The sequence below is a fragment of the Sphaerisporangium perillae genome (assembly GCF_023276435.1).
Lineage (GTDB): Bacteria > Actinomycetota > Actinomycetes > Streptosporangiales > Streptosporangiaceae > Sphaerisporangium > Sphaerisporangium perillae.
Map to the genome: position 1 here is coordinate 89,962 of NZ_JALLPO010000015.1, position 20,379 is coordinate 110,340.

At 70.9% G+C, this 20,379-nt stretch carries 17 protein-coding genes; 10 read left to right on the forward strand and 7 right to left on the reverse strand.

Features of this window, described 5'->3' with window-relative positions; translation table 11 throughout:
- Positions 1-143: 143 nt before the first annotated feature.
- Positions 144-1,754, reverse strand: coding sequence for a PH domain-containing protein (locus MYF83_RS16560; RefSeq protein WP_248961289.1), 1,611 nt, complete (start codon positions 1,752-1,754; stop codon positions 144-146).
- The gene (locus MYF83_RS16565) at positions 1,751-2,266 is read right to left on the reverse strand and encodes a PH domain-containing protein (RefSeq protein ID WP_248961290.1); all 516 of its coding nucleotides are present in this window, start codon (positions 2,264-2,266) and stop codon (positions 1,751-1,753) included. Before MYF83_RS16565 ends, MYF83_RS16560 begins: the two co-directional genes overlap by 4 nt.
- Before the next feature lie 262 nt (positions 2,267-2,528).
- On the opposite strand from MYF83_RS16565, the gene MYF83_RS16570 reads away from it, so the two are divergent.
- Together MYF83_RS16570 and MYF83_RS16575 are read left to right on the forward strand one after the other, a co-directional pair.
- Positions 2,529-3,521, forward strand: a complete 993-nt coding sequence (locus MYF83_RS16570) for an ATP-binding cassette domain-containing protein (protein ID WP_248961291.1) — start codon at positions 2,529-2,531, stop codon at positions 3,519-3,521.
- Positions 3,518-4,330: an ABC transporter permease gene (locus tag MYF83_RS16575; protein WP_248961292.1), complete on the forward strand. Its 813-nt coding sequence runs from the start codon at positions 3,518-3,520 to the stop codon at positions 4,328-4,330. Before MYF83_RS16570 ends, MYF83_RS16575 begins: the two co-directional genes overlap by 4 nt.
- Before the next feature lie 125 nt (positions 4,331-4,455).
- Here the strand turns inward: MYF83_RS16575 and MYF83_RS16580 are convergent, their stop codons facing one another.
- A complete protein-coding gene (locus MYF83_RS16580; protein ID WP_248961293.1) occupies positions 4,456-7,824 on the reverse strand; it encodes an AfsR/SARP family transcriptional regulator in 3,369 nt (1,122 codons plus the stop codon).
- A gap of 129 nt (positions 7,825-7,953) precedes the next feature.
- Here MYF83_RS16580 and MYF83_RS16585 point away from each other — a divergent pair, with 129 nt between their 5' ends.
- The 5 genes from MYF83_RS16585 (at position 7,954) to MYF83_RS16620 (ending at position 14,730) form a co-directional block, all read left to right on the forward strand.
- On the forward strand, positions 7,954-8,499 hold the full coding sequence (locus tag MYF83_RS16585; RefSeq protein ID WP_248961294.1) for a YbhB/YbcL family Raf kinase inhibitor-like protein: 546 nt from the start codon (positions 7,954-7,956) through the stop codon (positions 8,497-8,499).
- A gap of 183 nt (positions 8,500-8,682) precedes the next feature.
- A complete protein-coding gene (locus tag MYF83_RS42780; RefSeq protein ID WP_279339622.1) occupies positions 8,683-10,785 on the forward strand; it encodes a hypothetical protein in 2,103 nt (700 codons plus the stop codon).
- Between the two features lie 81 nt (positions 10,786-10,866).
- Positions 10,867-13,143 carry a SulP family inorganic anion transporter gene (locus MYF83_RS16610; RefSeq protein WP_279339623.1) on the forward strand — a complete coding sequence of 759 codons (2,277 nt, stop codon included), beginning with the start codon at positions 10,867-10,869 and terminating at the stop codon, positions 13,141-13,143.
- A gap of 105 nt (positions 13,144-13,248) precedes the next feature.
- Complete coding sequence (locus MYF83_RS16615) at positions 13,249-14,259, forward strand: NAD-dependent epimerase/dehydratase family protein (RefSeq protein ID WP_248961299.1); 1,011 nt, start codon at positions 13,249-13,251, stop codon at positions 14,257-14,259.
- 165 nt (positions 14,260-14,424) lie between these two features.
- The gene (locus MYF83_RS16620) at positions 14,425-14,730 is read left to right on the forward strand and encodes a cell division protein SepF (protein WP_248961300.1); all 306 of its coding nucleotides are present in this window, start codon (positions 14,425-14,427) and stop codon (positions 14,728-14,730) included.
- A gap of 99 nt (positions 14,731-14,829) precedes the next feature.
- On the opposite strand, the gene MYF83_RS16625 is transcribed toward MYF83_RS16620, so the two are convergent.
- Together MYF83_RS16625 and MYF83_RS16630 are read right to left on the reverse strand one after the other, a co-directional pair.
- Positions 14,830-15,456: a hypothetical protein gene (locus tag MYF83_RS16625; protein ID WP_248961301.1), complete on the reverse strand. Its 627-nt coding sequence runs from the start codon at positions 15,454-15,456 to the stop codon at positions 14,830-14,832.
- A gap of 384 nt (positions 15,457-15,840) precedes the next feature.
- Positions 15,841-16,122, reverse strand: coding sequence for a DUF7710 domain-containing protein (locus MYF83_RS16630; RefSeq protein WP_248961302.1), 282 nt, complete (start codon positions 16,120-16,122; stop codon positions 15,841-15,843).
- Positions 16,123-16,701: 579 nt separating this feature from the next.
- Here MYF83_RS16630 and MYF83_RS16635 point away from each other — a divergent pair.
- A complete protein-coding gene (locus MYF83_RS16635) occupies positions 16,702-17,652 on the forward strand; it encodes a hypothetical protein (RefSeq protein WP_248961303.1) in 951 nt (316 codons plus the stop codon).
- A gap of 130 nt (positions 17,653-17,782) precedes the next feature.
- Here the strand turns inward: MYF83_RS16635 and MYF83_RS16640 are convergent, their stop codons facing one another.
- The gene (locus MYF83_RS16640; RefSeq protein ID WP_248961304.1) at positions 17,783-18,385 is read right to left on the reverse strand and encodes a class I SAM-dependent methyltransferase; all 603 of its coding nucleotides are present in this window, start codon (positions 18,383-18,385) and stop codon (positions 17,783-17,785) included.
- A 140-nt stretch (positions 18,386-18,525) separates the two neighbouring features.
- Between MYF83_RS16640 and MYF83_RS16645 the strand changes: the two genes are divergently transcribed.
- Complete coding sequence (locus tag MYF83_RS16645; protein ID WP_248961305.1) at positions 18,526-18,678, forward strand: hypothetical protein; 153 nt, start codon at positions 18,526-18,528, stop codon at positions 18,676-18,678.
- Positions 18,679-18,732: 54 nt separating this feature from the next.
- On the opposite strand, the gene MYF83_RS16650 is transcribed toward MYF83_RS16645, so the two are convergent.
- A complete protein-coding gene (locus MYF83_RS16650) occupies positions 18,733-19,071 on the reverse strand; it encodes a MarR family transcriptional regulator (RefSeq protein ID WP_248961306.1) in 339 nt (112 codons plus the stop codon).
- 138 nt (positions 19,072-19,209) lie between these two features.
- Here MYF83_RS16650 and MYF83_RS16655 point away from each other — a divergent pair, with 138 nt between their 5' ends.
- A complete protein-coding gene (locus MYF83_RS16655; RefSeq protein ID WP_248961307.1) occupies positions 19,210-20,334 on the forward strand; it encodes an aminoglycoside phosphotransferase/kinase family protein in 1,125 nt (374 codons plus the stop codon).
- Positions 20,335-20,379: the final 45 nt, after the last annotated feature.

A 20,379-nucleotide genomic window follows, 5' to 3' on the forward strand; every position in this document is an offset into this window, starting at 1 on the left:
CGTCTATCCCCGTTGACCCGGCCCCCTTCCCCACCCCGTTGTCGGGCCTTCATTTCGGCGCCGGGGCGGCGGGGCGTGGTACGGGGAAACCGGCGCCCCCGTGCGGGCGGTCAGTTGGTGGGCTTAGTTCTTGCTTTGAGGGCTTAGTTCTTGCTGAGGAAGGGGGTGATCCACTCGGGGGTCACTTCGGCGGCGAAGTGGACGCCTTGTTCCTCGCCTGTGTCGATCGCGGGGTAACCGCCGCTGCCCGCCCCGACTCCGGCGATCACGGTCAGGACGCGGGAGCGCCGCTGGAACCAGGTCTGGCGCAGTGTCCAGCCGACCACGGCCCGGCGCTCGACCACCGCCTGCGACCGGGGTAGCGACCCCGATCGCACCGAGAGCCGCACGCCGTCGTAGGCGTGGCCGAGCGAGCGGTACCGGTCCAGCCCGAGCGGGACGCCGAGCGCGGCGACGACCAGTCCGAGCACGCCGACCGCGACCCAGCCGAGCAGCAGGGCGACGGCGGCCACGGCGACGCCGGGGGCGACCGCCCGGAAGAGCCGCCTCCGCCGCGCCACGGACGGATGCGGTCGCAACTCGGCGTCGAACGGGCCGATCGCCTCGGCCGCGACCTGGAGGGCGAAACGGCGCGGTACGACAGGCAGCAACTGGCCCCGGGTGCGCGAGTCACCGAGCCCGGTGACGATCGCCCAGAGCCGCGCTACCTTGGCCCGCCGCTCCAGGAGACCGTCGGCGATCTCGTAGCCGCGAATCCGGCTGTGCTCGAGTGACACGCTGCGCCGGGTGATCAGCCCTCGCCCGGCGACCAGCGAGGAACCGCGGCGGCGAAGGGTGAAGTTCCAGTTGAAGACGGTGTACATGACCGCACCGGCCAGAGGCATGGCGAGGATCAGCGCGATCCCGGCCAGCACGAGCAGGATCGGCCGGTGCCACAGCCACTCCCCCACGCCGATGGCTGCGCGCTCGCTCAGCCCGAACTCGTTGCCCCACTGGAAGGCCAGGCCGATCGCACCGCCCAGCAGGGCGAACGGCGTGAACAGGAACGCCCCCGACAGCGGTCCGTACAGCAGCCAGCGCCAGGGCACCCGGGCGTAGACCCGCTCCTCTACCGCGGCGGGCTGTCCCGCGTGCGACGGACCAGAGGGAAGCGCGGGCGCGGTACCCGCCGCCGGCCCTGCACCGGGAACGGCGCCGACGTCCGGATGTGTGGCCCGGCTCCTGCGCAGAAGCACCTCGCGCAGCCGTTCGGCCTCGGGGAGGGGAAGCCCGTCCAGTTCCCCTTCCTGTTTGTCACCGCCGCTCGCACCGGTGTCGATGCGGACGACGGCGAGACCGAACAGGCGGTGCAGGGGCGGCGTCGTGACGTCCACGCCCCTGACGCGGTCCAGGGGGATGGTCCGGACCGTACGGCTGATCAGCGACCGCGTGAGCTCCAGCCGGTCGCCCGCGATCCGGTACGTGAAGGTGGCCCACCGCACCGCGGCGTACCCGATCGAGCCCAGGACCCCGAGCGCCGCCCAGACGAACGACGACGGGGAGAATCCGCCGACGAAGAGCACGCCTGCCAAGGGAAAGAACAGGGAAGGCAGCATCCGCACAGGGTCGATCAGCAGCACCAGCGGGCTGAGCCGTGACGGCACCGCCCACGGCCCGGCACGGCGTTCTTGCTCGCTGGACGGCTCAGATGGGCCCTGTGCGCCGGGGACGCCTGATCGGTTGTGCTGTCCGGAGGGGCCGGCGTCCTCGGTCATGTGGCGTCGTCCCTCAGTTCGTGGGCGCGGTGGGCGAGGTCCTCGGCTAGACGGGCGGCCACGCCGACGTCCAGGCCCTTGATGGAGGACGAACCGGCGTAGGACGCCGTGCGGATCTCAACGGTGGCGAGGCCGAGAAGGCGCTCGAACCAGCCCTGCTCCTTGTCCACGGTCTGGATGCGGCTCACGGGAACGAACACCCACTGCCGGCTGAACCACCCCGACCGCGCGTAGACGACATCGTCGGCCAGTTCCCAACGGTGGACGGCGTAGCGCCACAACGGCTCGATCACCACGAAGGGAAGCTCCACGACACCGATCAGCACGGGCAGCCACCAGATGTGCTCGGGGATCCACGACGGCAGCCACGACCAGCCGGAACCGGAGATCCAGGATGCCGCGACGGCCGACCCTCCGACGAGCAGGAGGAACCCGACCAGTGCCTCCAGCAACCACAGCGTGATCGCGCGGCGCGACACGCGGTGAGCAGGATCACGCAGGGGAGCAGTCACGCCCCCAGCCTAACGAGATCGTCCCCGCCCGGCGGCACCACCGGTAACCCGTGATGTCCAGGAGCGACACACCTTTACAGAGGACCCCGCTTCCCCCCTGTCACACGCCCAGGTGCCTCGGTATCAGCGATCTGTCAGCCGCTGACTGCGGGGAGCGGTCAGGTCTCAGAGAAATGTCAGTGCCATGCAGCAGACTTCGGGTCAGTCACCCGGACCGCGAGCCGAGAGTGACCGCCAGCCCGTTCACTGAGGAGTCGAAACGATGCGATATGCGGTCCAGGCCGAAGGTCTGGTGAAGCACTACGGCGAGACACGTGCGTTGGACGGCGTCGATCTCGTCGTTCCCGAGGGGCGCCTGCTGGGGGTTCTCGGGCCGAACGGCGCCGGGAAGACGACGGCCGTCCGGATTCTAGCGACCCTGTTAAGGGCCGACGCCGGGCATGCCAGGGTGGGCGGGTTCGACGTCGTGAAGGAGGCGCACAAGGTCCGCTCGCTGATCGGCCTGACCGGGCAGTACGCCGCCGTCGACGAGACGTTGACCGGCGTGGAGAATCTCGTGATGATCGGCCGCCTGCTCGGGATCTCCCGTGCCTCGGCGAGGCGACGGGCCGAGGAGCTGCTGGCGCGGTTCGACCTGACCGACGCCGGAGGCCGGGCCGCCAAGACCTACTCCGGAGGCATGCGACGCCGGCTCGACCTCGCGGCGAGCCTGGTGGGGCGGCCGCAGGTGCTGTTCCTCGACGAGCCGACGACCGGCCTCGACCCGCGCAGCCGCACCGAGCTGTGGGAGGTCGTGCGCGGCCTGATGGCCGAGGGCGTCACCGTGCTGCTCACCACGCAGTACCTCCAGGAGGCCGACGAACTGGCCGACGACATCGTGGTGTTCGACCACGGCCGGGTCATCGCCTCGGGCACCTCCGACGAGCTCAAGGCCACCACCGGCGCCCAGGTTCTCCAGGTCAGGCCCCTGCTGGGCGAGCACCTTCACCTGGTGGCGGAGGTCATCTCCGACGTCCTCGGCGACCGGCCCGACCTGACCGGCGGCCAGGCGACCGTGAACATCAAGGATCCGAAGGTGGTCCCCGCGATCGTGCGCCGCCTCGACGACCTCGGGGTGGTCGCGGCCGAGCTGAGCCTGCGCAAGTCCAGCCTCGACGAGGTGTTCCTGGCACTGACCGGCCACCGCGCCGAAGAAGAGCCCGCCGAAGAGACCTCCGTCGCGGAGATGAAGGACAAGGAAGAGGTGTCCGCGTGACCACGTTCACCGAAGCCGCGCCGGCGGCCGCCATCTCCAACCGCGTCGGCCCGGCCGCCGCGCTGCGGCACACCATGACGCTCGCCTGGCGGAGCCTGGTGCAGATCAAGCACAACCCGATGGAGCTGCTCGACCTGTCGGTCCAGCCGATCATGTTCTTGCTGCTCTTCACCTATGTGTTCGGCGGTGCGATCGCCGGGTCCACCAGCGACTACCTGCAGTTCTCGCTGCCGGGGCTGGTCGTGCAGAACATGCTGTTCGCGACGCTGACGACGGCGATCGGCCTGAGCACCGACATCACCAAGGGCGTGTTCGACCGGCTTCGCAGCCTGCCGATCGCCCGCTCCGCGCCACTCGCCGGCCGCATCGTCGCGGACACGCTGAAGCAGGTGTGGGCCTTCGCGCTGTTCGTCGGCCTCGGCGCCGTGCTGGGCTTCCGGGTGCACACCGGAGTGGCCGGAGTCCTCGGCGCGCTGGCGCTGCTGCTCGCGTTCGCCCTGGCGATGTCGTGGCTGTCGGTCCTCATCGGCCTCACCGCCTCCGAGCCCGAGAAGGTGCAGATCGTCGCCTTCTCGTTGATGATGCCGCTCACGTTCACCTCGAACGCGTTCGTGCCGACCAAGACGCTGCCCGAGTGGCTGCAGAGATGGGTCGAGGTCAACCCCGTCACCCACCTGGCCGACGCGGTCCGCGGCCTGCTCAGCGGCGGTCCGGTCGCCACGCATGCGACCATCTCGCTGATCTGGGCTCTCGGCATCGCCTTGGTCTTCGCCCCACTGTCCCTGCGCGCCTTCCGCTCCCGCGGCTGACCACCCGGCCGGCGGACGACCGGCCCGGGCGGACGAAAGATCAGCCCTGGCGGGCGGAGGATCAGTTCCGGCCGGTGGAGGGCGGGTCCGGCACCGCGGGGGGGCGGATCCGGCACCGCGGAGGATCAGTTCCGGCCGGTGGAGGGCGGATCCGGGACCGCGGAGGGGCGGGCCCGGGTCATGGTGGAGTGTTCGCGGGCGAGGGTGAGGAGGCGGGGATGGGGCAGCGAGCGGCCGCGTTCGAAGCACCGGGAGTACTCCTCCCGGCCGAGCGCGGCCATCGTGGCGTCGGTGATGCGCACATGGTCGTAGCCGACCACGTCGTCGACGCCCCGCAGGCGAGCCGCGCCGCCCAGCAGCATGGCCGCGGCGGCGGCGTCGCCCTCGAGCACGACCAGGCCGGCGAGCGCGATGAGCACCAGGCCGAGCGCGGAGCCGTCGTGGGTGTCCCGCGCGAGCCGCAGCGCCTCGGCGTGCGCGTCGCGGGCCGCTTCCAGGTCGCCTTCCTGCTCGGCGAGCAGCCCCAGAGACGAGCGCAGCATCGCGCGGAAGTGCGCGGGGGAGGTCATCTCCTCGGAGGCCAGGTTGAGGGCCCGTTCGTAGTCGCGTCTCGCGAGGCGCAGGTCGCCGTTCTCCCTGGCGAAGTCGCCCCGCACGATGTGCACCCCGGACTCCCCCATGCGGTCGGCCGCGGTCCGGCAGATGTCCAGCGCCTCGTCGAGCACCGCGTCTGCGCCGGCCGGGTCGCCGGAGGCGTGCAGTGCCATGGCGAGCCGGCTGCGCATGTACGGCGTGTCCTCCACGGCGCCGATCTCGTCGACCAGCTCGAGGGCCTCCTTGATGACCGCGATCGTGGTGGCGTTGTCTCCGCGCAGCGTGCTGACCTCGGCGAGGGCGGCCATGGCGGTGCTGATGCCCCACCGGTCGCCCACGGCCCGGTAGTGCTCAAGGGACGCGCGGACGTCGGCCTCGCCCTTCGCGATCTGGCCGGCGTTGTAGTGGATGTGCGCGCGCAGGAGATGGGCGCAGGCGACCACCCACCGGTCGGGGTCGTCGAACAGCTCGGCCATGAACCGGCCGGGGTCGGGGGCGACGTCGAGGAAGAGGGTCAGCACCGGTTCGGCCAGCGAGATCATCGGCGGCCAGGGGCGCGGCACCGACGACCTGGCCAGCCGCAGGGCTGTTCCGAGCACTTCCTTGGACTCCTGCCACTGGTCGGTCCCACCCGCCATGAGGATGCCGTGCACCGTGAGGGCCAGTGCCAGATCACGCTGGCCGACGTCGACGGCGTCGCCCGTGAGGGCGATGACCTCCGCGGCCCGCTGCGCGCCCTCGGCGCGGCGTCCCATGAGGAACCAGTACCACCCGAGCGCGCCGACCAGCCGCAGCCCGAGGGCGAGATCGGCGGATCCGACGGCGCAGCGCAGCGCCGCCGTGAGGTTGTCGTGCTCGGCGGACAGCGCGGCGAGCCATTTGACCTGCTCGGCCCGGCGCAGCTCCGGCTCGGCGGTCTCGGCCAGGTGAGTGAAGAACCGCGCGTGCGCCAGCCGTACCGGGTGCTCCTCCCCCGACTCCACCAGCCGTTCGGTGGCGTACGCCCGGATGGTCTCGAGCATCCGGTAGCGCTGGTTCTCGTAGACCACAAGAGATTTGTCGACAAGCCTGGCGAGGAGGTCGAGCACCTCTTCGCGCGGCAGGGCATCATCGGAGCACACCGTCTCGACCGCCTCCAGGGTGGCGCCGCCCGCGAACGCGGCGAGCCTGCGCGCGAGCACCCGTTCACGCTGGTCGAGCAGGTCCCAGCTCCACTCCACCACCGCCCGCAGGGTCTGGTGGCGCGGCAGCGCCGTACGGCTGCCGCCGGTGAGCAGGCGGAACCGGTCGTCGAGGCGGTCGGCGATCTGCCCGGCGGACAGGGTGCGCAGCCGGGCGGCGGCCAGCTCGATCGCGAGGGGCATGCCGTCGAGCTCCCGGCAGATGCGCGCGACCGCCCCCGCGTCGCCGTCCAGGACGTAGCCGGGGCGGGCCGTGGCGGCACGGTCGGCGAACAGGCTCTGCGCGTGTTCCTGGGCCAGGGGCTGGACGGGCCAGAGCAGCTCGCCGGTGATGCCGAGCGGTTCGCGGCTGGTGGCGAGGATGCGCACCTCCGGGCACTCGGCCAGGATCCGGTCGGCCAGCCGCGCGGCGGCCTCGACCAGGTGCTCGCAGTTGTCCAGGATGATCAGCCGGCGGCTCGAGCGCAGGCCGGCCACCAGGCGTGTGGTCGGATCGCCCGCTTCGGCGGTGGCGAGGCCCTGCGTCCGTACGGGGGCGCGGCCGGTGTCGCGGATGCCGAGAGCGGCGAGCACGGCCTGCGGCACGTCCTCGGCTTCGCGCACCGGCGCCAGCTCGGCCAGCCAGACGCCCTCGGGCATCCTGCCGGCGAGCGCCTCACCTGACTCGACGGCGAGCCTCGTCTTGCCGGCGCCACCCGGGCCGAGCATCGTGACCAGCCGATGCCGGGCCAGCAGCTCGCCGGCCCGTTCGAGGTCCTTCTCCCGCCCGACGAAGCTGGTGAGCCGGGCCCGCAGGTTCCCCCTCCGCACCGCCGCCACCTGCGGCATGTCCTCGGACGCAGCGGCGGCGGGCGGTTCCGGGGCGACCGGCGGACGCGTGGCCGCGGACGGTTCCGCTACCACGGCCGGGCGCGGGGCCGTTCCCGCGCCCACAGCCGGGCGATGGTCGCGGAACATGGAGGGGTCGTCGTCGCGGAGCATCGAGAGGTGGAGCTCGGCGAGTGCGGGTGAGGGGCCGGTGCCGAGCCGGTCGGCGAAGGTCTCCCGCGCGACCTGATAGGCGGCGAGCGCCTCCACCCGGCGCCCCGACGCGTACAGCGCGCGCATGAGCAGGCCGTGCGGACGCTCCCTCAAGGGATGGGCGGCGATCAGCGCCGGAAGGTCGGCGAGGACCTCGGCGTGGCGGCCGAGGCGCAGGTCGGCGTCGATGCGTTCCTCGATCGCGGCCAGGCGGAGCCCTTCCAGGCGGGCGATCTCGGCCTCGGCGGCCCCGACGCCGCTCAGGTCGGCGAACGCGGGGCCGCGCCAGAGGGCCAGAGCGTCCCTGAGCGTGCTCGCGGCCTCGCCGGACTCGCCTCGGGCGAGCGCCGCACGGCCATCGGCGACAAGGCGGACGAATCTGTGGACATCCACTTGATCCGGAGATATAACCAACCGGTAACCTGACGTCTCGGCGGCCACCAGATCGCGCCCGACCGCGGCCCGGAGACGTGAGACGAGGGCCTGCAACGCGTTCCCCACGCCACTGGGCGGATCGACATCCCACACCCCGGAGACGAGCATCTCGAAGGGCACCATGCGACCCGGGCTGAGCAGCAACGATGCCAGGAGCGCACGCAGCCGCCGCCCGCCGATCTCGAGCGGAGCGCCGTCGTGACGCACCTCCAGCGGGCCGAGCAGGGCGAAGCTCACACGCGTGTCGGGCTCCGCCGCATCCATGCCTCGATTGTGGCCGATTCGGCGGCCTCGCGGCGCCGCCCGTTCGGGCGATGGGGTCAGCGCACCCTCCAGACGCGCGTAGCATCAGCGGGCATGGGGCAGCCGAGAAATTCCGTGCGTGTTGGGCGCATGGGACGCGTACGCATAGTGGTTGCCGCGGCGATGGTCGTGGCGGCATCGGCCGGCTGTGGCATCGTGGGCGGCGGTTCACCGACCGACAGGTCGTTGGACGGGCTCAGCGTGTCCAGTCCGCGTTTCCGTGACGAGGCTCCCCTTCCGGCCGAGTACACCTGCACAGGGCAGTCCGGGAACCCACCGCTCCGGTGGTCCGGTGTCCCGCAGAAGCAGACCAAGTCGATCGCCCTGGTGGTCGACGCCAACAACGCGCAAGGAGCGGCGGAGGTGCACTGGGTGTTGTTCAACATCGACCCACTGACCACCGAGCTGGCGCAGAGCAGCGTGCCGCGGGGAGCCGGAGCCCTCCAAGGGCTGACCTCGTCGGGCAAGGTCGGCTACTCGCCCCCGTGCCGCCCCGATGACACTTATCGTTTCAGTGTCTACGCGCTCGACTCGAAGCTCGATCTCAAGGAGGGCGCGGGCCTCCTGAAGACCCTGGAGACGATCGCCCAGCACACCATCGCTCGCGGACGGCTCTCAGCGGCGCACATCGAGTGACATGCTGAGTACCACAGGTAGTACTCGATACCGGATCTTCTCGTAGGGTGTGACAACGGTCATAGTGGTCGGACAGAATCAGATGCAATCCTCGAGCGCAGGTGGTCAACGGAGGCAGGTCGCGTCGATGGCCGCGCGATCTCACCAGCGCCACTGGAAGGCCATGGCCATGAAGGTGGTGCAATGATCGCGGTCATTTTCGGCCTTGTCGCCGTCGTGCTCCTCGTACTGGTGGTCGTTGCACTCGGCATGCGGTCCATGAACCGCCGCGAGAGCAATCTGCCTCCTGAGCGGCTGCGGAAGATGGCCGAGCAGGCGGACGATCCGAACGCCAAGCGTCCCGGCCGTCCCGCCGAGGAGACGTTCTTCGAGAGCTTCCCCGAGGGCTTCGACGCCTTCCAGGAGCCCGAGCGGGTCACCGCGCGCCTGCGCCCGGGCAACGGCAGGCCCTCGTCCCGTCCCGCCGGGCGGCCCGGCGGGCGTCCGGCCCCGCACGGCAAGCAGGCATCCTCACGTGGCAAGCGCGGCGTCGACGAGTGGGGCGACGCCGACGACTACGACGACGACTACTGGAGCCGGGTCCGAGCGGACGACGGCGCCTTCGGCGGCACCATCGCGGCCCGGGTAGGGGCGAGCCGCCCCGACGTGGCCTCCCCGTCCTCGCCGTCCCCTTCTCCCAAGGCCGCCGCGCCGAAGGAGAAGGAAGAGATCGACGCGAACGCCGCCACCGTCCAGGCGCCTCTTCCCACCCGGCCGACCGGCCTCGCCGGACTGGTGGAGCCCGCCCGCAACACCACGCCCACCTCCGCCGCCGCGGCCGCGGAGCGCACCGTCACCTTCTCCGCGCCCGTCCCGCCGCCGTCGGCTCCCACGCCGGCCGCGTCCGCAGCCGACGTGCTTGGCGCGATCGGCACCTCGCAGCCGTCCTCCCGCACCCGTCGCGGCTCCCGCCCCGACCCCGCCGACCCGCTGGGCGTCGCCGACGCCGGGCGCGCCAAGCCCCGGCGCCGGCCGGACCCCGCCGCGGGCGACCCCGGACGCCCGGCCGCTCCCGGCCGTGGCGCCGACGCCCGCCGTGGCGGCGACCCCAGGCGCGGTGGCGTGAGCGGCTCCGGCAGATCCGCCGACACGGGCCGTACCGACTCCGGACGAGCCGTCCCCGGCCGGCCGGACCCGCTGCGTGCCGACCCGCTCTCCAGCGGTCCGCTCGCCGGCCCTTTGCCGACCGGCTCACTCGCGAACGACCCGCTGTCCAGCGGGCCCCTCTCCGGCGGCGCGGCATCCGCCAACCCGCTCGCCGGCAGGCCGCGACCCAACGGCGCGGCCTCCGGCGACCCGCTCGCGACCGGTCCGGCCTCCCGTACCGGCGGTCCGGGCTCCGCCGGCTCCCGTCCGGCCGGGCCCGCCTCCGCCGGGCCGCGCCCCAGCGGGCCTCTTGACGCCCAGCGCACGGTGACGGGTCCCTTCGACGCGGGCCGCTCCTCCACGGGCTCCTTCGAGGCCCCTCGCACGACGGGGTCCTACGAGACGCCCCGCTCGACCGGCTCGTACGAGACGCCGGGCGCGTCCCGTGCGACCGGCCCCTTCTCCACCTCCGGCTCCTATGGCCCGGCGGGCGACGCCCTGAACGGCGCCCAGGGGGCGACCGGCGACTTCCCGGCCGCCCAGCCACCGGCGCCTCAGTCGCCGGCCGCGCAGTCGTGGCCGGCGCGCCCGGCCTACCCGGCCACCGGTTCCTACGACATCCTCGATGAGCCGACCCCGCCGTCGAGCTCTTCCAATGAGACCTGGAAGGCCTCCGACTACCAGCTGCCCTCCTATGAGGGGTACACCGCCGCCACCCCGTCCGCTCCGGCCCCGTCCTCCTACGAGGTCCGCCCGGGCTGGGCCGTGATCGACGACTCCGACACGGTCAACGGTCCCACTCACCCCGCCGGGCTGCCGGCGGACACCTCCCGTGGGACGGCCGGGTACGACTCACGCGGCGGGGCGGGGCCCCGCGGCGACGACGCGCTTTCCGCGCCGGGCCAGGGGCAGGGACAGGGACAGGGCTACGGCGGCTACGAGTCCGGCCGCTTCCCGGCGTCGGACCCCACCTCCTCCTCGTGGGCGCAGCCCCGGCAGAACACCGGCGGGAGCTGGCCGTCGTACGGCGAGCTGTACGGCACGGCGGCGAACGGAGACGACGTCCCCGACGAGTCCGCCACCCAGTCGTCGCAGGCGTCGCCTTCGCGCGGCGGCCACCGCCGGCCGACCGACACCGACTATCCGGACTATTACCGCTAATCGCGCCTCTTTCCCCCGGCAGATGCAAAACGCGGCGGCCAAACCCTTAATCCGGTGGCCGCCGCGTCGTATGGTCGCACCATGACCGCGGACACGGAACGTGCTTGCACCAGTACAGAACGTATTCGATCGGTGCTCCGGCATGACCTCCCGGCCTCGCTGGTGGTCTTCCTGGTCGCCGTCCCCCTCTCGCTCGGCATCGCCGTCACCTGCGGGGCGCCGCTCATCGCCGGCCTGGTCGCCGCCGTCGTCGGCGGCCTGGTGGCCGGGCCGCTCGGCGGCTCGGTCGTCCAGGTCAGCGGTCCCGCGGCCGGCCTCGCCCTCGTCGTGGCCGAGCTCGTCCGCACGTACGGCTGGCGTGCCACCTGCATGATCACGCTGATGGCGGGCGTGCTGCAGATCGTGCTCGGCAGGTTCAAGGTGGCGAGGACGGCGCTCGCCGTGTCACCCGCCGTGGTCCACGGCATGCTCGCCGGGGTCGGCGTGGTGATCGCCCTCTCGCAGCTGCACGTGGTGCTCGGCGGGCAGCCGCAGAAGTCGGCCGTGGAGAACCTCCTGGAGCTGCCGAACCAGATCGCGAACAACCACAGCCACGCGGTGGCGGTGGGCGTGCTGACCATCGCGGTGCTCGTTCTGTGGCCTCGCCTGCCGCGCCTCAACGTGGTCCCGGCCCCGCTGGCGGCGCTGGCGATCGCCGCGCTGACGGCCGGCGTGCTGGGCTGGGACATCGCCCGCGCCGACCTGTCCAAGGGGTTCGCCGACTGGGCGACGCCGGTGCTGCCGCGCGGCGACTGGCACGGCATCGCCGGGGCCGTGCTGCTGGTCGCCCTCCTCGCCGGCGTGGAGTCGCTGCTGTGCTCGGTGGCGGCCGACCGCCTGCACGACGGCCCGCGTGCCGACCTCGACCGCGAGCTGACCGGGCAGGGCCTGGCGAATCTGGTGTCGGGAGCGCTCGGCGGCCTGCCGGTCGCCGGGGTGATCGTCCGTACCACCACGAACGTGCGCGCGGGGGCGCGCAGCCGATGGTCGGCCATCCTGCACGGCGTGTGGGTGCTGCTGTTCGCGGTCTGCTTCGGCTGGAGCGTGACGCTGATCCCGCTGGAGGCGCTGGCGGCCCTGCTCGTCTTCATCGGCGTCCGCATGGTCAACCTCGGCACGATGCGCGGGCTGCACGGGCACGGGGAGCTCCCGATCTACGTGCTCACCATGGGCGCGGTCGTGGTGATCGGCCTCGCCGAGGGGGTGCTGCTCGGCCTCGGCCTCGCCGGGCTCTTCGCCCTGCGCCGCCTCACCAGGGTGTCGGTTCAGGTGCGCCTGGAGCCGGACGACCGCTGGCACGTCGTGGTGACCGGATCGCTCACCTTCGTGAGCGTGCCGAGCCTCACCTCCAACCTGCGGGCCATCCCCGCGGGCGCCGCGGTCGACCTCGACCTCAACGTCGACTTCATGGACAACGCCGCCTTCGAGGCCCTGCACGGCTGGCGCCTGGAGCACGAGCGCACCGGCGGCACCATCGCCATCGACGAGATCCACGACGAGTGGTACACCTCGGCGGCGAGCGGGACGCGCGTCTCGGCGGCCAAGACGCCGCCGCGGGCGCCCGAGCGCTGGTGGCTCCCCCGGGCGTACCGGCGAGGCGGGCCGCTGTCGCGGATCCCCGTCCGCCACGGCAACGTGTGGATGCCGGCCCGGACCGAGGCCGGCGGGCCGGCGACGGGGTCGAGCGCAGTGCCCGACCTGCTGGCGGGCACGGTGGACTTCCAGCGGCGCACCGCGCCCCTGGTCCGGCCGTTCCTCACCCGCATGGCGCGCACGCAGGAGACCTCCAACCTGTTCATCACCTGCGCCGACTCCCGCGTGGTGCCCAATCTGATCACCTCGAGCGGTCCGGGCGACCTGTTCACGGTGCGCAACATCGGCAACCTCGTGCCAAGGCACGGCACGTCGCCGCCCGACGACTCGGTCGTGGCGGCCATCGAGTACGCCACAGCGGTGCTCAACGTCTCGACGATCACGATCTGCGGGCACTCCCGGTGCGGCGCGATGGCGGCCCTGCTCAGCGCCGGCGAGAACGCGAGCGGCCTGCCGGGCCTGGGCCGCTGGCTGCGGCACGGCGACCACACGCTCGCCCGCTACATCCTGTCCGACCACACCGGTGAGGACCAGGGACCACTCGACCGGCTCTGCCGGGTGAACGTGGCCCAGCAGCTCGACAACCTGCGCACCTACCCGTCGGTGGCCCGCCTGGAGGGGGCCGGCCGGCTGCAGCTCGTCGGACTGTACTTCGACATCGGCGCCGCCCGCGTGCACGTGCTCGACCGCGAGGGGTTCAACCCGGTGGCCACCTGCCCGCTCTGAGGTGCGGCCGGGACGTCCGGCCGGCGCCGCCTGTCAGCTCGCAGCGGATCCGCTGCCGGTGAAAGGTCTCGGCACGAGGGGGTCGCAAGCCCGAGAGTGGTCGCCATGAGAATTCTGGTGATGGGTGGTTCGGTGTTCCTCGGACGGGCGATCGTTGAGGAAGCGCTGCGGCAGGGGCATGAGGTCACGACGTTCAACAGGGGCAGGTCGGGCGAGGATCTGCCGGGAGTGCGGGCCGTCCGGGGCGACCGGGAGGTCAGGGACGACCTCGAAGCGCTGGCGGCGGGCGGCGAGTGGGACGCCGTCGTGGACGTGTGCGGCTTCACGCCCCGCGTGGTCGCCGAGTCGGCCCGCGTCCTTTCGGGTCACGCGGGCACTTACGCGTTCATCTCCAGCATCTCGGCCGTCGCAGACTGGCCGTCCAAGCAGACCGACGAGTCCTCGCCGCGGTGGGAGTGCTCGCCGGACGCCGGTCCGGACGACGGTGACTACGGGGTGCTGAAGGCCGGCTGCGAGCGGGCCGTGGAGCGCTACTTCGAGGGCAACGCGCTGATCATGCAGCCGGGGCTGATCCTCGGCCCGTGGGAGAACGTCGGCCGGCTGCCCTGGTGGTTGCGCCGCGTCGCCCGCGGCGGCCGCGTGCTGGCCCCTGGTGACCCCGACCTCCCCATGCAGCTCATCGACGCGCGTGACATCGCGAGCTTCACGCTTGACCAGGCCGCAAAGGGGGTGAACGACCGCTTCTTCACCACCGGACCCGCCGGGAACACCACCTTCGGCCGGTGGCTGGCGGACTGCGCCGAGGTGACCGGGTCGGGCGCCGAGCTGGTCTGGGTGGCGGACGGTTTCCTGCTCGACCGCGAAGTGCAGCCCTGGCAGGAGCTGCCGCTGTGGACCCCGATCTCCGACGCCGCGGGGGTGTGGAGCTCGTCGACCGCGAAGGCCGAGGCCGCGGGGCTGCGGTGCCGCCCTGTCGCCGAGACCGTGCGGGACACCTGGGACTGGCTGAAGGATCGCGACCACGCCGCCCTGGAGGCCCGGTTCGCCTCCTGGCAGCGGCATGGCATCGCGCCCGACAAGGAGGCCCGGATCCTCAGCGAGTGGGACGCCCGCTGACTCCGGCAGCACGGGAGCGACACGGCACGGGCCGGGGCGCTGCCCACCGTCTGTGGGCAGTGCGACTAGTGAAGGAGAATGACCTTGCTCGTAGTCACTGACCCCTTCGAGGGGTTTTGACCCGTGCGCCCCCTGTGGGCCGTCTTTGGGTGTTACGGTCGCGGCGTGGCAGAAGCACGGACCAGCGGTCCTGATGAGCACGAGTTCTCGAGGACCTACACGGGTCCCCGGCCGGATCTGGCGCTGGTGAAGACGCTGCGACCTCAGGACTACAACGAGGCTCTCTACGTCGGGCACTTCTTCCGCAAGGGACTGCCGGTGGTGATGGACCTCACCGGCATGTCGGACGCCGACGCCAAGTCTCTGGTCGACTTCGCGGCCGGGCTGGTCTTCGGCCGCCGCGGGGACATGGACCGCATCGCGCACAAGGTCTTCCTGCTGGTGCCGCACGGCATGGTCATCAGCGCCTGAGCCGCCGCCCCCCGGCGGTCCGCACCGTGCACGGCGGTGCCGCATCCGGGACACCCCCAGATGCGGCACGCGCTGTCGTTACGTCAGCCCGCGCCGGGCCTAGAGCGGCGGGGTGAGCTCCTGGAACGAGCTGCAGTTGCCCGGCCAGGCCGGGTTGCCACCAGTGCCGGGCGTGGGGTTGACCGTGCACGTCGTCTGGCGGATCAGACCGGTCGAACTGAGCACCGTGACGTGGAGGTTGTTCCCCATCACGGCCAGGCTGACATCGGTCGCGTTCCCCGGATACCCGGGCAACGTGGAGACGTCGTGCCAGGGTGAGGCGGTCCTCGGGTCCCGGACGAACGTCGGGCCGTTGCCCTGGGCGTAGCCTACGAACTTGTTGTTGCCCTGGAAGGCCGTGTCGATGCCGGCGCTGCGGCCGGGAGGTCCGGGAGGTCCGGGAGGACACTCCTTGCAACACTTCTTCTTGCTGTCCTCGTCGCAACACTTCCTCTTGCCGTCCTCGTCGTTACCGACGGGCCTGTTCTTGGCGACGGCGACGAAGCCGGCGGGAGCGACCTGGTGAGCGACCCGGTGCCCCGGGACGCTCCGCACTTCCGTACCGTCCGTACCGGCCTGGGCCGTGGCCGGGAGCGACAGCGCGACGACTCCACCGGCGATCGCCGTCGCGAACGCCAGAGTCCACGCGCGCTTGCCTATGAAAGGACCTGTTTCCCGAGGAATCACTCGGTTCCCCCATATCGCTTGAATTCCGATGAATCGGACCTTTTCCGTGCCACTGCGGTAGCACTGCGACCAGGGAATACCCATTCAGCGAACCAGTGACGCCGCACCGGCGTAGTGATAGAGAAAACAGACGAACACAATAAAGAAAAGAAACCCCGACTCCCAGTCCATGCCATTGCCGAATACTCATTAGCCGAAAATCCGTCCACTATCGAGCGTTCACCGGATTTTCCGACATAAGCAGTGCTCAGCCACCCATGTCACCCACCGGGGCACCAGGGGAATGCGAAACGCACCACCACCGGGTGCGGTCCGACCACCGCGTGATCGCCTCACCTAAGGAGAAATCGGGTTAACGCCGCGAACCATGACGTGGGCCCGATCTCAGCCGGGCGCTCCGTTCTCGTAGTGCTCGTGCGCCTGGTGCGCGCTGGTGAACCGCCCGATGAAGTCCGCGGCCGAGTGTTCCGGTCTGCTCGGCCGGAAGTACCCGTTGTCAACGGCCGAGTCGTAGATCGGAGCGTCGAGAGGGTACTCGGTGAGCAACCCGGTCAGACTTCGGGCACTGATCCACTCCTCGGCCCGGCTCCGGGAGCTGAAGATCGCCGATGGCCACCGTCCGCCCTCGCCCACGAACGCCCAAACCGTTCGCCGACCGTCTTCCATCGCCGCGAGCCTCTCTTGTCTGACTCGCCTCAACGTATCGGGCGTACGATCCCCTGCTCTACCGCGGCCGTGGCCACGGGCCTGGAGGATGACGCAGGAACAGGCGCCCTTGGTAATCGATCATTGCGCACAATGATGCATCCTCATTGGCGTTAATCGCAACGTAGATGACCCGGCCGTCGACAGGCTTCATCGCTCCGGCGATGCATCCGTAACACATTCGAGCATACGAAGGCAGGGTCGACTCATCGATCGAGAGGGGCGACCAGCCCGCGGCAAGGAAGCCGCGCTGGCGGGCATCGGGACCGCCATCGACGCGGTGGGGGGCGGCTTCACGATGCGTTACGCGACAGTGGTGGTCACCGCGGCGCGAACCGACGCCGTCTGACCCGCCGAACCCGCTACCAACCAGCGAAACGTCAGCCAGCCGACGGTCACCCATTCTTCGGTATCGGTGCGACCGAAAGACCGTTTTCAGCTTGTCCGAGCCTGGCGTAGCCCGTTCCGTTCGACTTTGGTCGAGCGGAAGCCTACTTAAGTCCGTTGTGGGCGCCGCCGGATCAGGATCACGATGGGCGCATGGCTTGGCGTCCCGTCCTCGCACTGCTGCTGATGGCGCCGTACCTGGGGGAGGTGCTGTCGACCGCGACATCCCCGCTCGATCTGCTGCTGCCGTGGAACCTCGCCCTGTTCGTCGCGCTCTACGGCAGCGGCGCGCTACTGTGCCGCGAGATGGCTCACCGGTGGGGGCTCGTCCTGCCCGGACTGGCTCTGCTCGGCGCGGCGTACGGTGTCTACGAGGAGGCGCTGGTCGACCGGTTCTGGTTCGACCCCAAATACGCGCACGACACCGGCATCGGCGACTACGCCCAGGTCTGGCACACGAACCTGTTGCTCGCCACGCATCTCACCGCCTTCCATACCGCGGTGAGCGTGTGCTCGTCGGTCCTCGTCGTCACGTGGCTGTTCCCGGGCGACCGCGACCGCGCCTGGGTCCGCCCGCGCGGCCTGGTCGTCGCCGGGATCGCGATGCTGCTGGTCCTGTTCCTCGTGTACGAGGACCACGTGCGGCCAACGCTCGGCCCGGTGCTCGTGGCGCTCGGGGTCAGCGTCCTGATCGTGGTGACCGCGCTGCTCTCCCGGCGCCTGCCGCGCCTGGCCCGCGCTTCCTCGCGTCGCCCTCGACCGCGCTTGCTCGGCGTCGTGGCGTTCGTCTGTACCGGCACGCACTTCGTGCTCGTCTATGCGGTCCCGTCGACGGGCCTGCCGTGGCCGGCCGGACTCGCCGCCACCCTGACACCGCTCGTGGTCGGCGTCCTGGCCGCCCGACGCTGGGCCACGACGGGGCCGCTCGGACGCGACGGGCTCTGGGTGGTCACGGGGATCCTCGGTTTCTTCGTCGTGCTCGACGCACTCGTCGGACTCGGCGGCCGCTACGACCTCACCGTCAGCGCCGTGCTCACGGCTCTGGTCCTGGCCTGGCTGCACCGCCGCGTCCCCGCAGCCGCCATACCAACGCCACCGCGTTGACCAGTGTGAAACAGGTCAATGCTTCATTCAAGCTGCACTGGATCCGGGGCAGCCCGCGGAGGGCTACCCGGTCGAGCGCGACGACCTGGCCGATGACCGCCGCGCCGTTGACCTGGCCGGCTGACCCTGCTCAGTCCTGCGGCTTGCGCCAGATGATGCTGTAACGCAACAGGAGGTGACGGCGATACTGGGAGCCGGGCAGGATCTCGGCGGCCAACGCTCGCATCTGCGGGTACGTCACCGGCGGCGGCCACACCATGGGGGACGGATGCACCCAGTGGCCCTTCGTGGCGCGATGGAAGGTACCGACGACGACACCGGCCAGGTCGCGCGGCAGGTCGTTGGGCATGGCGCTACGGGCCAAGCCGACGATGGCCAGGACGCCGCCGGGGCGCAGCAGGTCGCGCATGCGGGCCAACCCAGCGGCGGCGTCCATGTGGTGCAGAGTGGCCACCGACGCGATGACGTCCAACGAGGCGGGCTCGAAGGGGTGGGTCAGGAAATCGCCGAGGATGTAGTCGACGTCGTCCGGGTACTCGCGGGCTTGGTCGATGCTGGGCGCGTCGAGGTCGATGCCGGTGACGTGCGGCACGGCCTGCCGCAGTTCACGGGCGAGCATGCCCTCGCCGCAGCCGACATCGAGGGCGCGCTGGGCGCCATCGGGGACCGCGCGCAGGATGCGGGGGTGGTAATGGATGTTGTGGTTCCACCGCTTGCCGTTCTTCACCGTCATGTGATCATCCTGCCGGACACAGGTCCTGCTGGTCGGCACCGCTGAGCCTTGCCTAACAGTCGCCCGGCTCCTCTCATCCCCCCGGGGAAACCGGGGTTGAGGAACAGCGGAACAGCCGTTAGCGCTGGGGCATCGACATAGTGCTCGCCGAGGTCACGGCGCACATGCAGGAGTACGAACCCGGTCCGCACCTGCTCATCATCACCGGTCGGAAGGGGGACAGCGGGCGAGTCGGCCTGCAGGCCGGGTTCTTCCGGCAGGGGTTGACCGACCTGCTGCTACTCCCCCGATAGGGCCATCTACCAGGCGCAACGCATGTGAACAGTGATGAACAAGGCTCCCGCAGGCTACCTGCCCAGCTCCGCCAGGACGGCGCACGTGGTGGCCCACCGTCGGGGGCCGACCCGCTCCCGCCACTCCCGCTCGAGTTCCTCAATGGCTGCCGCGCTCGCCTTCTGTAGCTCGATCCCCCGGGGCGTGGGCGTCACGAGGCGTACCCGCCGATCGTGCGGATCGGCCAAGACTCGCACGAAGCCTTCCTGTTCCAGGGTCGCGACGAACTCACCCATGGCCTGCTTCGTCATCGACGCACGAGTGGCCAGGTCGGTCAGCCGGATTCCATCGGCGGGGATCAGGTTCATGACCCGCAGAAAGGACGACCGCAGGCCGGGCGCGTGGTCGGCCATCAGTCCCTCCATGACGCGCTTGGCTGCCCGCATCGCCCGATCAAGGAGCGCGAGAATGTGCTCAGGGTCGTTGACCAATGTCATAAGGTTGCCTTACTATCCCTACTAGTCAGGTAACCTTATCTTCGGAGGGGCTCCATGTCGACCCATCTGATCGGCTCCGCCTCCGTGAGCGACGACGAGTTCGCCGACATCGTGAGCAAGGCACTCGGCCGCGCCGTTGCCGTCAAGGATTGGTCGGCCGAGGTTGTGGACTATCCGCTCTTCGGCTCACCCGCCACGGGCGCGCTCCGGCGGATCCGCGGCGTCACCGATGACGGCGAGCCGTTCCGCCTGTTCCTGAAGGTCATCCACAGCCCCCGGCACTGGCCTCGCCTGGACCTGGTGCCCGAGCACTCCCGGCAAGACTTCGTCGACGAGTTCCCGTGGCGGATGGAGCTCGCCGCATGGGAGCCCACCTTCGTCGACCACCTGCCCACCGGCCTGCGGGTACCCCGCCTCTACCGCCTCGCCGAACTCGGCGACGACCGCGCCGCGCTGTGGATGGAAGACATCCAGCAGAGCGCCGATGAGTGGGACGTGCCGCGTTTCGCACGGGCCGCCCGGCTGCTCGGAGGTTTGGCGGCCGGCCGGTCGGATCCCGGTCTGATCGCCGGTGCCGGCAGGCCACCCGGGTTCGGGCTGCGCATGTACCGGCACGCCCGGCTGATGGGGGCGCTTGCACAGCTTGAGGATGACGCCCTATGGGCACATCCGGTGGTCGCCGCGTCCGTTGACGAACACCTCCGAGCGGACCTGCGGACCCTCGCCGGAAGGATCGACCAGATCATGGACCGGCTCGACCAATTGCCCCAGGCGCTGCCGCACGGTGACGCAAGCCCGCAGAACCTGCTCGTGCCGTCCGACGAACCCGACACCTTTGTCGCCATCGACGTCTCCTTCCAGACGCCGCATGCGATCGGCTTCGACCTTGGTCAGCTCCTCGTAGGTCTGGTCCATGCTGGACAGTTCCCGGCTCACCGGCTGTCTGAGCTGCATGAAGTGCTCGCACCGTCCTTCGTGGACGGAATGGCCGAGCACGGAAAGCCGTCGGCATCAAACGACGTCGCGTACGGATTTCACGGCAGCCTCGTCGTCCGCTCCGCGTTCACGGCGTTGCCCTGGGAGCGGCTCGACGGGCCGCCCAGCCCGGAGCTCGCCGCCGAATTCGGTGAACGCGCTCTGCTCACCCGGTTCATCGTCGACTGCGGGCTGGCGCTGTAGATCACGGACCACGTACAAGATGGCGTCCACGATGTCGCGGCGTGG